Raw genomic sequence first — 13,348 nt, 5'->3', positions numbered from 1 at the left:
CCGAGTTTCGAGGAGGAGACACAGTGGCGATCACGAGCGGGTTGTTCCGCACGAAATCTGTCGAGCAATCGATCCGGGACACCGACGATCCCGATGCCAAGCTGCGCAAAGATCTGACGGCGAAGGACCTCACGATCTTCGGTGTCGCGGTGGTGATCGGTGCGGGCATCTTCACCCTCACCGCACGCACCGCGGGCACGGTGGCCGGGCCCGCGGTCTCGCTCGCGTTCGTCTTCGCGGCGATCGCGTGCGGGCTCACCGCCCTCTGCTACGCCGAGTTCGCCTCGACCGTTCCGGTGGCGGGCAGCGCGTACACCTTCGCCTACGCGACCTTCGGTGAGGTGATCGCCTGGATCATCGGCTGGGATCTGATCCTGGAATTCGCGCTCGCGGTCTCCGTGGTCGCCAAGGGCTGGTCGCAATATCTCGGTGAGGTGCTCGGGTCGTCGGCGCCGGTGGTGCACATCGGGTCGGTGAGTTTCGACTGGGGTGCGGTGGTGATCATCGCGGTGGTCGGCGTGCTGCTGGCGACCGGGACGAAGCTGTCGTCGCGGGTCTCGGCCATCGCCGTCGCCATCAAGCTCGGCGTGATCGCGCTGGTGCTGGTGGTCGGCGCGACCTACTTCAAGCCGTCGAACCTGTCGCCCTACATTCCGCCGGCCGAGCCGTCGGAGAAGGCCGAGGGGCTGCGGCAGTCGCTGTTCGCCTTCGTCACCGGGTCCGGCGGCACCAGCTACGGCTGGTACGGCCTGCTCGCCGCCGCCAGCCTGGTGTTCTTCGCCTTCATCGGCTTCGATGTCGTCGCCACCACCGCCGAGGAGACCCGCAACCCGCAGCGCGACATCCCGCGCGGCATCCTGGGTTCGCTGGCCATCGTGACCGTGCTCTACATCGCGGTGTCGCTGATCCTCACCGGCATGGTCTCCTACACCCAACTCGCCGACGGGAATGCGACCCTCGCAACAGCTTTCGCCATCCACGGCGCCACCTGGGTGAAGAACATCATCGCCATCGGCGCCCTGGCCGGGTTGTCGACGGTGGTCATGGTGATGTTCCTCGGGCAGACCCGCGTGCTGTTCGCCATGGCTCGCGACGGACTGCTCCCCCGCAGCCTCGCACAGACCGGCAAGAAGGGAACACCCGTCCGGTTGACCGTCATCGTCGGCGTGGTCTGCGCCCTGCTGGCAGGTTTCGTCGACTTCGGCACACTCGAGGAAATGGTCAATATCGGCACGCTGGTCGCCTTCGTGCTGGTGGCGGTGGGTGTGCTGGTGCTGCGCCGCACCCGCCCCGACCTGCCGCGCGGGTTCCGCGTGCCGTTCGTCCCGGTCGTTCCCGTTCTCGGCGCGCTGGCCTGCCTGTGGCTGATGGTCAACCTGTCCATCGAGACCTGGCTGCGGTTCGTCATCTGGATGGCACTCGGTGTCGTCGTCTATTTCGCCTACGGCCGCAGACATTCCGTGCTCGGTCGCCGACGGCCGGATCCGGACACGCCGGAACTGACGCCAGTGGGATAGGCCACGTTCCGACGCCTGTGGCACTGAGTGCCAGTACGGATGAAATAATCGACGCGACAGCCAGGGAAACGCGACGTTGGGAGTTCTGCAGTGGAGTTGATCGGTGTAATCGGTGGCGGCACGATGGGTGCGGGTATCGCCGAGGTGTGTGCCAAGGCGGGCAGCTCGGTGCTCGTGCTCGAGACCAAGCAGGAGTTCGCCGATGCCGCGCAGCAGCGCATCGCCACTTCCATCGGCAAGGGTGTGGCGCGCGGCAAGATCTCCCAGGAAGACGCCGACGCGGCCATCGCCCGCGTGCGGGTTACGCTGGACATGGACGAGTTCGCCGATCGCGACCTGGTGATCGAGGCCGCCCCCGAGATCGAGTCGCTGAAGTACGAAATCTTCGGCAAGCTGGACAAGATCGTCAAGCCCGAGGGCATCCTGGCCACCAACACCTCCTCGATCCCGGTGATCAAGGTGGCCGGTGCCACCGAGCGCCCCGAGCGTGTGGTCGGCGTGCACTTCTTCAACCCGGTGCCGGTGATGCCGCTGGTCGAGATCATCTCCACCCTGGTCACAGCACCGGAAGCAGCCGAGGCCGTCACCGATTACGCCAAGAACACCCTCGGCAAGCTCACCGTGCAGGCCGGTGACCGTTCCGGATTCATCGTCAACGCGCTGCTCATCCCGTACCTGTGCTCCGCGATCCGGATGCTCGAGTCGGGTTACGCCACCGCCGAGGACATCGACACCGCGATGAAGGGCGGCTGCGGTTACCCGATGGGCCCGCTGACGCTGCTCGACACCGTCGGCCTCGACATCGCACTCGCCGCAGCCCAGTCGCTGTACGCCGAGTTCGCCGAGCCGCACTACGCCCCGCCTGCCCTGCTGCGCCGCATGGTCGACGCAGGCCGCCTCGGCCGCAAGACCGGTCGCGGTTTCTACGACTACGCCAAGTGAGAACCCGGTCCCGCGCCCGCCCGGGCGCGGGACCGTCTCAGGCGACGCCCGCCGGGGCCGGGAAGAACCCGGTCTCGATGTAGTGGTCGAAATAGCGGGCGATGACGGCCGCGTCGACCGCCGGAATATCGATGGGCAGAGTTTCGGCCGACTCGACGCTGCTCGACTCGACCGCCCCGAGCACCGAACTCGCCCCCGCCGCCGCGACCGCCGCCACATAGTTGCCGCTCAGCGCCGACGCGCGCGCCAGGATCGGGTCGACCCCCGGCTGTTCGGCGGCCGTGGTGAGGATCTGCCCGAACTCCATCGGATCGATGAAGTCGAAACGGTAACCGCGACGCACGATCTCGTCGTAGACGATGCCGAGCGGCACCTCCGGACCCGCCGCCCGGAATACCCGGCCCAGCGCCGAATCGTCACGTGACCGCCGCACGATGCCCGCCGCGACGTAGTCGACCGGTGCCATCCCGATCGCGACCGAGCGCACGTCGACGGCCGTGCCGAGCACGAGCATCGAGCGAAGCATCGTCCACCAGGCGTCCTCGGCCGGTGCGACGCCGGTGCGGGAATCACCGGTGATGAGGCCGGGCCGGTAGACCGCGATCGGCACACCGCGCTCGGCCGCCGTGTGCATCAGCTGTTCGGCGACCCACTTGGTGAGCGCGTATCCCGGAAGTCCGGCGGGCACGCCGTCGGCCTGCGGAATGCCCGCGAGCACCGACGTCGTCGACACGTAGTGCACCGCTTTGAGGCGGGTGGTGGTGGCCAGGCGCAGTACCTCGGTGGTGCCACCGACATTGGCCTCGCGCATCCGCCCGTACGGCTCGAGATGATTCACCAGGGCGCCGTTGTGGTAGATCACGTCGATTCGGTCGGCCAGTTCGGCGAAGCGGCGTGGGTCGATGCCGAGCTGCGGCCGGGCGAGATCGCCTGGGACACCGGCCAATCGGGACCGGTCCACCTCGATGCCGTAACCGGCCGCCGTGGCGACCACCCGGTCGAGTGCTGTGTCGGCGTCGGCGGCGCGCACCAGGCAGTGAACGGTCGCGGTGGTGTGCTCGAGCAGTTCGCGCAGCAGGAAGCTGCCGAGGAACCCGGTGGCACCGGTGAGCAGGATGTTCGCCGGTTCGCCCGAGCGCGGTGGGGCGCACCCGTCGAGCGTGATCGACGGATCGAGCACCCGGTCGAGCGCCGGGTCGGGGCCGGTAGAGGAGGCCGCCTTCTCGTCGCGCAGGGCCAGCGCCAGGTCGCTGACCAGCGGATAGCTGAACAGCAGTCGCAACGCGACCTCGATGCCGAGCCGTTCGGCCAAGCTCGCGCGCACCCGGATCGCCGACAGCGAGGTGCCGCCGAGGACGAAGAAGTCGTCGTCGCGGCCCACCCGCTCCAGCTCGAGCACGCTCGCGAACACCTCGGCGACGACTCGTTCGTCGTCGGTGACCGGCGCCTGGTATTCGCGGATCTCGCGGGCGGGGGCGGGCAGCGCCTTGCGATCGAGCTTGCCGGTCGCGCCGAGCGGGAACTCGTCGAGCGCGAGCACCCGGTGCGGGATCATGTACGGCGGCAACAGGGTTCGCGCGGTGGCCAGCACCTCGGCGACATCGACACCGGACGGCGTGACGTAACCGACGAGCTGTTCGTGGTGCACCGTCACCGCCGCACCGGCCACCGACGGATGCGCGCGCAGTGCCGCCTCGATCTCGCCGGGTTCGATGCGCAGGCCGTGCAGTTTGAGCTGTACGTCGGTGCGGCCGAGGTAGGTCAGTTCGCCGGTGGGCAGGCGTCGCACCAGGTCACCGGTGCGGTACATGCGTTCGCCGACGGGACCGTAGGGGTCGGCGACGAACCGCTCCATCGTGCGACCGGGGCTCCCCAGGTATCCGCGTGCCAGCTGCGCACCGGCCAGGTACAGCTCTCCGGGCGTGCCGAGGGGCACCGGCCGCAGCCGGGCGTCGAGCACATAGGCGCGAGAATTCCAGTGCGGCAACCCGATCGGGACGATGCCGTCACCCACCTCGGTGACGTCGGCGGCGGTGATCGACACGGTCGCCTCGGTCGGCCCGTACAGGTTGTGCAACCGGCCGGAGGTGAGGGCCGCGAAACGGGCGATGGTCGCGTTCGGCAGCGCCTCACCGCCCACCCAGACCGCACGCAGCGACCGCAGTGCGCCCGCGGGCGCGGCATCGAGGAGCATCTGCAGCACCGACGGCACGATGGTCGTGCCGGTGACACCGTGGCGCGCGATGATATCCGCCAGGTAGGCGGGGTCGGTGAGTCCGTGCGCGGCGGCGACGACCAGGTGCGCCCCGGCGCGCAGCGGGGTCGCGAAACCGATCATCGAAGCGTCGAAGGTGAACGGAATCGACTGCAGCACAACATCGTCGGCGCCGACCGCGTACTCACCGACCATGAACGCGGCCTGGTTCATGATCGCCGAATGCGGTACCCCGACACCCTTGGGTTTGCCGGTGGAGCCCGAGGTGAAGATCACGTAGGCCAGGTCGAGGGTCCGCAGCGGACGCAGCCGGTCGGCGTCGGTGAGCCAGCCGTCCGAGAAGGCGTTCAGCGCGCCGGAATTCGCGACCAGATCGAGCGAGATCACGGGCAGGGCATCGACCTCGACGGTGTCGGCGACCGTAGTGAGCACGCAGACCGGGTGCGCGGCGGCCAGGATGTCGGCGCGGCGTTCAGCGGGCGACTCCGGGTCGATCGGCACATACGCCCCGCCCGCCGCGAAGACCGCGTACATGGCCACCACCAGATCGAGCGACGGCCGGATCGCCACCCCGACGGTGCTGCCCGGCCCGACGCCGGTGGCCACGAGCAACCGGGCCAGCCGGTTGACCCGGCTCGCGAGCTCCCGGTAGGTCAAGGTGCGGTCGGCGAAGGTCACCGCGGGCGCCTCCGGCCTGCGCGACGCCTGCGTGCGGAACTCGTCCAGCAGCGTCGTGTCGGGAACCAGCCGCAGCTCACCGGCCGGTTCGGTCCGCTCGAACTCGGTGAGCAAGGGCAGATCACCCACGGCGCGGTCCGGGTGTGCGACAGCTGCCGCGAGCAGCGTGCCGAGGCGGGCGCCGAGTGCTGCCATGGTCGACTCGTCGAACAGCGCGGTGGCGTAACGCCAGGAACACCGCAACCCGGCGGGGCCGTCCACGTCCTCCTGGGGAACCACCGTCAGCTGAAGGTCGACCGGGGCCACCTCGTCGCCCAGATCGACTGCCGCCACACTCAACTCGGGCAGTTCCAGGCGCGCGGCGCCGAAGTTCTGGAACGACAACGCCACCTGGTACAGCGGATGATGCGCCTGGGTGCGCGGCGGATCCAGTTCGGCGACAAGACGTTCGAACGGCACGTCGGCGTGCCCGAAGGCCGCGAGGTCGCTCTCCCGGACCCGGTCGAGCAGGGCGGCGAAGGGTTCCCCCGCCGCGATCCGGGTGCGCAGCACGACGGTGTTGACGAACATGCCGACAAGATCGTCGAGTTCGGGCTCACCACGACCGGCGACCGGGGCGCCGAGGGTGACGTCGTCGGTGCCCGCCATTCGGGCCAGCAGTACCGCCAGCGCCGTGCGCACCACCATGAACAGCGAGGCATTGTGTTCGCGGGCAAGGGCTTCCAGCGCCCGATGCAGGCCCGCGTCGAGGGCGAAGTGGTGCGCGGCTCCCCTGGTGCTCGCGACCGGTGGGCGCGGACGGTCGGTCGGCAGCTCGAGCAGGGCGGGCGCGCCCGCCAGCGCGGTGCGCCAGAAGTCGAGCTGGCGGGCCAGCAACGAGGCGGGATCGTCTGCGGCGCCGAGCAGTTCGTGCTGCCACAGGGTGTAGTCGGCGTACTGCACCGGCAGCGGCGACCAGGCGGGGGCGTGCCCCTCGGTGCGGGCGATATAGGCCGCCATCAGGTCGCGGGTGAGCGGGCCGAGGGAGAAACCGTCCGTGGCGATGTGGTGTACCACCACGGCGAGGACATGCTCGGTCGCCGAGAGCTGGAAGACAGTGGCGCGCACGGGAACCCGCGCGCACACGTCGAACCCGCCAAAGGTGAGCCTGGCGAGCTCGCCGCGCAGGTCGGGCTCCTCGATCGCAGTCACCGCCACCTCGAGACCGGCCGCAGCCACCGGGAGGACCTGCTGGTAGCCCTGGCCGTCGTGTTCGGGGTACACGGTGCGCAGCACCTCGTGCCGTTCGAGCACATCGTCGAGGGCGGCGGTGAGGGCGGCGGTGTCGAGCGGACCGGACAGGCGAAGCGCGACCGGAATGTTGTAGGTGCTCGCGTCGGCGTCGAGGCGGGCCATGAACCACATGCGCTGCTGGGCCAGCGACAGCGGAATCCGCGCACCGCGTTCGCGGCGGGTCAACGGCACGCGGGTCTCGGCAACCAGACCGGCCAGCGCGGTCGCCAACGCGGCGACGCTCGCGTGCTCGAACACGGTGCGCGCGGGCACCCTGACGCCGGTGAGCGCGCCCAGGCGCCCGGCCAGGCGGGTGGCGAGCAGGGAGTTGCCGCCGAGGGCGAAGAAGTCGTCGTCGCGGCCGACCCGGTCGACACCGAGCAGCTCGGCGAAGACCTCGGCGACGGTGCGTTCGGCGTCGGTTCGCGGCTCGGCGAATTCGCGTGTGGTCAGTTCGGGGTCGGGCAGGGCGCGGTGGTCGAGTTTGCCGACCGGAGTCAGTGGCAGTTCGTCGAGCACCACGACGGCCGACGGCACCGCGTGCTGCGGCAACCGCTGCTCGGCGAGCCTGGTCAGTGCCGCCGGATCGACGGTCGCGCCGGGCGCGGGCACCACATAGGCGACGAGGGCGTCGACCCCGCTGGGCAGCGTCCTGATCAGCGTGGCGGCGAAGTGCACCGAGTCGTCGGCCGAGAGCACGGCGTCGATCTCACCCAGTTCGATGCGGAAACCCCGCAGCTTCACCTGCGCGTCGGTGCGGCCGAGGAACTTCAGGCCCATCCCCCCGGGCACCGGCACCCATTGCACCAGGTCACCGGTGCGGTACAGCCTGTCGCCGGTCACCGGGTCGGCGACGAAGCGGCTCGCGGTGAGCCCGGCGCGGTCGTGGTAGCAGCGGGCCAGCCCGGCACCCGCCAGGTACAGCTCGCCGGGGACGCGATCGGGCACGGGGTGCAGCCGGGCGTCGAGGACCACCGCTTTCATGCCGGGGATGGTGTCGCCGATCGTCACCACATCGCCCGGGTCGAGCCGGTCGCTCATGGCGCACACGATGGTGGTTTCGGTCGGGCCGTAGACGTTGAAGAAGGAGCGACCCGGCGCCCACTGCGCGATCAGCTCCGGCGGGTACGCCTCACCGCCGACGGCGAGCGCACGCAGCTCGGGCAGCACGGTCGCATCGAGGCCCGCCAGCGCGGCGGGCGTGATGAAGGCGTGGGTCACCCGTTCGGTACGTAGCAGTTCGGTGAGTTCGTCGCCGCCGTACACATCCGGCGGCGCGATGACCATCGTGGCGCTCGCACCCACCGCGAGCAGCAGCTCGAGCATGCTCGCATCGAAGCTGGGCGAGGCGAAATGCACTGTGCGCGAATCGGTATCGATGCCGAAACGACGAATCTGCTCGGCGCACAGACCGGCGAGACCGGTGTGGGTGACCGAGACACCCTTGGGCACGCCGGTGGAACCGGAGGTGTAGATGATGTAGGCCAGCTCGTCGGGACGCAGCTTGGCGGTGCGCTCCCCCGCGCACACGGGTTCGTCCGACGCGGCGGCGAGTTCGGCCTGGTAGGCCGTGGAGTCGATGGTGAGCCAGCGGATTCCGGTGTCGAGCCGGGCGGCATCGGCGGCCATGGCAAGGCCGAAGCCTGCGCCGGAGTCGCCGAGCATGTGGGCGACGCGTTCGGCCGGGTAGCGCGGGTCGACCGGCACGAAGGTGACGCCACACTTGGCCGCCGCCCACACCGCGACCACCGATTCGATCGAGCGGGTCAGCGCGAGGACGATGCGGTCGCCGGGGCCGAGCCCACGGGCGATGAGTAGACGGGCCAGCCGGGAGGACCACTGGTCCAGCTCGGTGTAGGTGAGCGAGCGCCCGGCGAACCGCAGCGCGGTGGCCTCGGGGGCACGCTCGACAGCTGCCATGAGCAGCCGGGGCAGGGTGGTGGACGTCGATACTCGTCCACGTCGAACGGGGCGGGGTCGACGAACGCCAGAAACTTGCTCGGTCACCGGAAACGCTTCCCTTCACCATGGATCAACCCATGCGTTCGCACTGCTCGCACGCCGCCGGGCGACGTCTACACCCGGCGTATCGGGAAAATCCTGCGTGACGGTACCGCAAATATCTCATTTAGTTCATGGCATAGCCAATTCACAGGTTTCACTTCACGGCGAAGTGGGTAAAGGGGACTCTTCGGTCAGCTGCGCAGGTCACGCGGCGGTCAGGGCAGCATGGCACGCGCACGCTGCGGTAGCGCCCTTTTCACATTTGCGGGCAGCACCTACTCGGCGGCAGGACGAATACCGGTAGCGGAGGCCGCGATCGCGACCTCCGCTACCGGAACAAGACCGGGAGGGTTACCAGGCAGTAGCTCCGGTGGACACCGGCTCCTGCTGTGTCACCGAGGGATCCTGCACGCGCGTATTGCCCGATTCGATCCATTCCGTGTCGAGCACACCGTGGCGCGAGCGGTCGGCGCCGCGAATGGCGCGCTCACACCGGCGCGCCAGATCACGCCGGTCGGTACCGGCGTGCTCACGCGGTTCCAGCACGATCTCGACGGTCATGCCTTTACTGCGCAGCACCCGCTTCGCCGAGTCGGCGAAGGTGTCGTCACCGACGAAACCCGGGACAGTGCACGGCATTCCGTCGCGGTCGAGGTAGCGCAACCGCACCGGCTGCACGGGGGTGGCGGTGTCGACGGCGGCCTGGAACATGGCCGGGCGCAGCGAACCGTAGGCCCGGCCGCACCACGTGGTGCCCTCGGGGAACACCACGATCCGGTTGCCCGCACTCAGCCGTTGCGCGACTTGCCCGACCACACCCGGCAATTCGCGCAACCGGGCGCGCTCGATCGGGATCACGCGGGTGAGCTGGGCCAGCTTGCCGAGCAGCGGCCACTCGACCATGTCGGCACGTGCCACGAAACTCACCGGCTGGACAGCGGCCAGCGCGACCACGTCGGCCCAGCCGATGTGCCCGGCCACCACCATCATCGGCGTGCCCGGATCGGCGAACCCGGCCGCCGAGGCGTCGGCTCCGCGGTTGTCGATGACGCGCAGCCGCATCCCCAAGCAACGCAACGCCGCTCGGGCGTACCGGCGTTGCATGTCCTCGCGGCGCGCCTTCGGGGTGGCGATCGTGAGGACCGGGAAACCGAGCACCAGCCCGGCCACCCCGGCCAATCTGGTCAGCATTCTGGCGGTACCGACCTCGTCGATCGGTTCGATACAGCCGGAACCACAGGGGCTCGACGGCATCCACGAGTGCGAGTGGGGGGCAGGCGGCGCGTCGAACACCATGGCGGTTACTTCCCGTCGAAATTGGCGGCCGCGCTCTGCAGCCGCTCCAGGTACCGGGTGTTGATGGTTTCCATACCGAGCAGCGCGACGAAGTCGGCGACCGCGAAATCGGGGTCGTGCGCCGGTTCGCCGCAGATCTCGGCACCCAGGCGCAGGTAGCCGCGTAACAGCGGCGGTAGCTTCGGGCGGCTCGGCGGGGTCAGCTGGTCGAGGGACAATCCGTCGACGACGACCGGGTTGTAGGGCTCCACATAGCGTTCCGGGTCGCAGGAGTGGCGGCCCAGCAGCATGTCGCGCACGCCGCGCACGTTCACCCCGGCGGGGTCCTGTGGGCTGTCCTGCATCGGCACCGACACACAGCCCATCACCCAGTCGTAACCGGTGAGCTGGATGTAGTGCAGGATGCCCGCCCACATGAGGGTGAGCACCGAGCCGTTGCGGTGGTCGGGCACCACGCACGCCCGGCCCATCTCCACGATGCGGTGGCCCTCGGGATCGAGGCGGGTGAGATCGAATTCGGTGGCGGTGTAGTACCCGCCCGCCGCGATCACCTTGTCCGGCGGCAACATCCGGTAGCAGCCGACGAACTGTTCGGTGAACTCGTCACGCACGAGCAGGTGGTCGCAGTGCTCGTCGAACCGGTCGGCGTCCAGACCTGTACCGTTGTCGGGCATCTGGAAACCGGGTTCGGCGGCGAAGACCTGGAAGCGCAGGCGCTGCGCGGCTTCCCGATGCTCGGCGTCGGAGGCGACGACGAGCGAGTAGCGAGACTTCCCCACCCCGGAGTCCGGCGCCGGCGCGGTCAACACGGACGAAATTGTCATGCACTTGATGAAGCCAGCCCGACTTGGCATCGGGGCGACGCGTCAGTGTCGTGTCGATGCCCGTTCGGTGAACGAGACACCCGTCACACCGGGCGTTCACCGACCCGCTGCCCATCGTTCGCCCACCTGCGGGTTTCTGGCCGAACACGGTGGATTTCGCGTGAGATCCGGAATGCGGGCACGCAGTACGTGGCTTGCGGAACGCGAACGGCCCGCCGGTTTCCCGGCGGGCCGTTCGGCGGTCGGATCAGGCCGCGACGCGATCCTTCTTGTCCTCACCGGAGGCGGGCGCGGGGAGCTCACGCACCTCGGCCTCGGCGAAACCGGGGCGGGCCGTACCGGCGAAGGCGACCAGCCAGGACGCCACCGCGGCGAAGCGGTTGCGGAAGCCGACCAGATACATCAGGTGCACGGCCAGCCACATCGCCCAGGCGATGGTGCCGCGGAAGGTGATGCGCTCGTTGAGCTTCACCACGGCGCTGAACCGGCTGATCACCGCCATGCTGCCCTTGTCCCAGTAGACGAAGGGGGTGCCCGCGTCCTTCTTGCCCCGAATGATGTCGGCGGCGTGACGACCCTCCTGCATGGCCACCGGCGACTGGCCGGGGTAGCCGTTGAGCGAGGTCATGTCGCCGATGGCGTAGATGTCGGCGTGCCCACCGACGGTCAGGTCGGGGTTGATCAGGATGCGGCCCGCACGGTCGGTCTCGGCGCCGGTGGCCTCGGCCAGCAGCGTCGCGAAGCCGCCGGCCTGCACACCCGCCGACCACACGACGGTCTCGGCGGCGATACCGCGCTCGATGCCCTCCTTGTCACGGACGGTCACCTTGCCCTCGGCGATGTCGGTGACGAAGGTGCCGAGCAGCACCTGCACGCCGCTATCCTCGAGCGAACGCTTGGCGTACTCCGAGAGGCCGCCGCCGAACGGCGGGAGCACCGCGTCGGCGCCCTCCACCAGGGTGACCGAAACCTTCTGGTGGAAGTGCCTTTTCGCGAGTTCCTTGATCTGGCCCGCCACCTCGACGCCGGTCGCGCCCGCACCGACCACCACGAAGCTGAGCAGCTTGCGCTTGGTCGCCTCGTCGGCGTGCTCGGCCTTGGCGAAGACGGTGGCGATCTGGTCGCGCAGCCGTTCGGCGTCGTCGATGGTCTTGAGCGAGAAGGTCTTGTCGGCGAAGTCGTCGCGGCCGAAGTAGCTCTGGCTGGCGCCGGTGGCCGCGATCAGGGAGCCGTAGCGGATCTGGCGGGTGCCCTCAGCGGTCTCGTAGGTGAGCACGGCGGCGTCGGCGTCGATGCCGGTGACCTTGCCCAGGCGGACGTCGGCCTCGGGGTGGCGGCGCAGTACGTTCTTGATCGGCGGGGCGATCTCGTCGGAGTCGAGTACGCCGGTCGCCACCTGGTACAGCAGCGGCTGGAACAGGTGCTCCGGGGTGCTCGAGATCAACACGAAGTTGATTCGCGACTTGGCCAGCTGCTTGGCTGCGGCAAGTCCGCCGAAGCCCGAGCCGACGATGACGACATCGGTGTGTTCCATGATCGCGCGCTCTCCAAGATCGGTAATGAATCCTTTCCTATGAGTAAACGCGATGCGGAACGCAAACGTTTCCCCCGCGTGGGCGCATAATGAAGATGACTCTTATCTGCATAACTAATATATGGGAGGTCAGCAGGTGGAACTACGTCAACTTTCGTACTTCGTGGCGGTGTGCGAGGAGCTCAGTTTCAGCCGCGCGGCCAGCCGCTGCTTCATCTCCCAGTCGGCCATCAGCCACCAGATCGCGCGCCTGGAACGCGACCTCGGCGCCCAGCTTTTCGAACGGACGACCCGGGCCGTGGTGCCCACGGAAGCGACGCTGCGGCTGCTCCCGCTGGCCAAGCAGATGCTGAGTCTCGAGTCGGCGATCCGGGCGGCCGTGCGCACCACCGGGCCGCGAATTCGGTTGGCCGCCAACATGTCTTTCGCGGCGCCGTCGCTGTCCGCGATCGCCACCGCGCGGGCCGCGCACCCCGACGCCGAGATCGAATACGTCATCAAACCGTTCCGTCAGCGGATCACCGCCGTCGCCGACGGTGACTGTGATCTGGCGTTGATCCGCGGGAGCGTGGAGCAGCCCGGTCTGGCCGTGGAACAGCTGTGGGTGGAGGACCTCGTGATCGCCATCTCGAGCAGTCACCCGCTCGCCGAGCGCGGTGCCGTCACCCTCGCCGAACTCAGCCCCTACCCCCTGCTGCTCCCCCCGGAACAGGAGCAGGTGTTGTTGCACACACTCATCCGCTCGGCCTTCGCCGACCTCCCCACCGGGCCCACCTTCGGCCCTCCGATCCCTCCCGACCACACAGCGACCATGGAGCTACTCAACCGGCCCGAGTCCTGGACGATCCTCTACGAAGGACCCACCAAGGGCCTGCTCACCCTCGACCTCACCGACCATCGGCTGCGCATTCCGGTGTCGGCTGTGCTGCGGGAGGATGCCCGCGAGAATCCGATCGTCAAGACGCTGCTGGATGCGTTGCACCACTGAGGGGGTAGGTGACGTACCGGGTAGTCGATCAGTCTCGCCGGATACGCCTGGGCGGTCGGTCTTGTCGCGGCGGCGTCG

Annotated in this window: 7 protein-coding genes; 3 read left to right on the top strand and 4 right to left on the bottom strand. The window is 69.0% G+C overall.

Annotation, left to right across the window (positions count from 1 at the left end; all coding sequences use genetic code 11):
• The first annotated feature begins 23 nt into the window (after nt 1-23).
• Together LDL21_RS05895 and LDL21_RS05890 are read left to right on the top strand one after the other, a co-directional pair.
• Nucleotides 24-1,517, top strand: coding sequence for an amino acid permease (locus LDL21_RS05895; RefSeq protein WP_225279081.1), 1,494 nt, complete (start codon nt 24-26; stop codon nt 1,515-1,517).
• Nucleotides 1,518-1,607: 90 nt separating this feature from the next.
• Complete coding sequence (locus LDL21_RS05890; RefSeq protein ID WP_225279080.1) at nt 1,608-2,459, top strand: 3-hydroxybutyryl-CoA dehydrogenase; 852 nt, start codon at nt 1,608-1,610, stop codon at nt 2,457-2,459.
• A 37-nt stretch (nt 2,460-2,496) separates the two neighbouring features.
• On the opposite strand, the gene LDL21_RS05885 is transcribed toward LDL21_RS05890, so the two are convergent.
• From LDL21_RS05885 to LDL21_RS05870, 4 genes are all read right to left on the bottom strand, one after another.
• A complete protein-coding gene (locus tag LDL21_RS05885; protein ID WP_225279079.1) occupies nt 2,497-8,544 on the bottom strand; it encodes a non-ribosomal peptide synthetase in 6,048 nt (2,015 codons plus the stop codon).
• A 435-nt stretch (nt 8,545-8,979) separates the two neighbouring features.
• Nucleotides 8,980-9,819 (bottom strand): lysophospholipid acyltransferase family protein, encoded by an 840-nt coding sequence (locus tag LDL21_RS05880; protein ID WP_225279078.1) that lies wholly within the window; start codon nt 9,817-9,819, stop codon nt 8,980-8,982.
• A 110-nt stretch (nt 9,820-9,929) separates the two neighbouring features.
• Nucleotides 9,930-10,748 (bottom strand): GNAT family N-acetyltransferase, encoded by an 819-nt coding sequence (locus tag LDL21_RS05875; protein ID WP_067636974.1) that lies wholly within the window; start codon nt 10,746-10,748, stop codon nt 9,930-9,932.
• A 247-nt stretch (nt 10,749-10,995) separates the two neighbouring features.
• Entirely contained in the window at nt 10,996-12,282 is a 1,287-nt protein-coding gene (locus LDL21_RS05870) for an NAD(P)/FAD-dependent oxidoreductase (RefSeq protein WP_225279077.1), read from the bottom strand.
• Between the two features lie 136 nt (nt 12,283-12,418).
• Here LDL21_RS05870 and LDL21_RS05865 point away from each other — a divergent pair, with 136 nt between their 5' ends.
• Entirely contained in the window at nt 12,419-13,270 is an 852-nt protein-coding gene (locus tag LDL21_RS05865; RefSeq protein WP_181698539.1) for a LysR family transcriptional regulator, read from the top strand.
• Nucleotides 13,271-13,348 lie beyond the last annotated feature (78 nt).

It is taken from the genome of Nocardia rosealba (assembly GCF_020216065.1).
Classification (GTDB): Bacteria; Actinomycetota; Actinomycetes; order Mycobacteriales; family Mycobacteriaceae; genus Nocardia; species Nocardia rosealba.
Note: the sequence above shows the minus strand (reverse complement) of the source record. Positions and strands in the feature narration are given on the sequence as shown.

Excerpts from the sequence above, each read along its gene's own strand:
- LDL21_RS05880 (WP_225279078.1), bottom strand. The coding sequence starts at position 9,819 with ATGCTGACCAGATTGGCCGGGGTGGCCGGGCTGGTGCTCGGTTTCCCG.
- LDL21_RS05885 (WP_225279079.1), bottom strand. The coding sequence starts at position 8,544 with ATGGCAGCTGTCGAGCGTGCCCCCGAGGCCACCGCGCTGCGGTTCGCC.
- LDL21_RS05875 (WP_067636974.1), bottom strand. The coding sequence starts at position 10,748 with ATGACAATTTCGTCCGTGTTGACCGCGCCGGCGCCGGACTCCGGGGTG.
- LDL21_RS05870 (WP_225279077.1), bottom strand. The coding sequence starts at position 12,282 with ATGGAACACACCGATGTCGTCATCGTCGGCTCGGGCTTCGGCGGACTT.